A 1,038-nucleotide genomic window follows, 5' to 3' on the forward strand; every position below is an offset into this window, starting at 1 on the left:
CCTATGAGACGATGATCGAACGTATCCGCGATTTGATCAAAGCGCTGCAGAAAGCAGACGTGAACGACATAGAAGCGAAGCGGCTCGTGAGAGTGATTGAACTCGTCATTCGAGTGCAAGAGCGTGCTTGTCTCGCAGGGAAGCGTATCCCGTTGACCCAGCTTGATCGGGTGCTTCAGTTATCCGAGATGCGGCTTCGTCCTAGTGAAGATGCAATACGAGCGATGTTCCCGTATTACCAGGCTTACGAAGCTTTAAGAGATTACGTTCGGGAGCTTGAGACGGTGAAACGACCGATCATGTCGATGGAGAGGGCGAATAGTCAGCAGAAGCTTACTCCCCGATATTCACAGCCGTCTCCGGAAGCCGCGGCCGCCTATTCCGGACCACCACTCTGAATTTGTAATACAATTGAAATGTAATTTTCATCTCTCCTTAAGATTGGGCTTGTATAATGAAACTCGACCCCCTTTTTAATATAGCTTTACTTAAGACCTGCAGCCCGTTGCTGCGGGTCTCTTTTTTTGTTGAGATCCTTGCAGAAGTATTCCATTTTGGAGGTATCACTCGTACAATGGGAGTGCAAGGCAACTAAGACTACGAGTATAGGAGACGATTCGCAGATGAAGCCTCACCTGAAGTTTCGTGAAGACCGTACATTCAAGATTGTTCAGTTCACCGATTTACATTGGCAAAATGGGGAAGAACGCGATCAACGTACCGCTGCTTTAATGGAGCGTGCATTGCAAGAGGAGCGTCCGGACTTGGTCGTGTTCACCGGAGATCTTATATATAGCAAGGATTGCTTGGATCCGTTGGCATCCATCCGCAGCGTGGTATCTGTGGTGGATCGCAGTGAAACGCCTTGGGCGGCAGTATTCGGGAATCACGATGACGAGAACGGGGTTTCGCGGGAGAGACTGATGGAGGAATTAAGCTCTCACCCATTGTGCTTAGCCGAGAGAGGTCCTGCGACGATTAGTGGTGTGGGCAACTACATACTGGACATATATGGGTCCCATGATGATCGTTCTAAGC

At 49.3% G+C, this 1,038-nt stretch carries 1 protein-coding gene and 1 pseudogene; both read left to right on the plus strand.

The window, feature by feature from the left end:
* Positions 1-398, plus strand: a pseudogene (locus AC1DWB_RS36000) (hypothetical protein); the annotation flags it as partial.
* Positions 399-623: 225 nt separating this feature from the next.
* Positions 624-1,038, plus strand: a 415-nt coding sequence (locus AC1DWB_RS36005) for a metallophosphoesterase (protein WP_477545844.1), incomplete at its 3' end; no start/stop codon positions are given.

It is taken from the genome of Paenibacillus sp. P4_E11, from assembly GCF_056401635.1.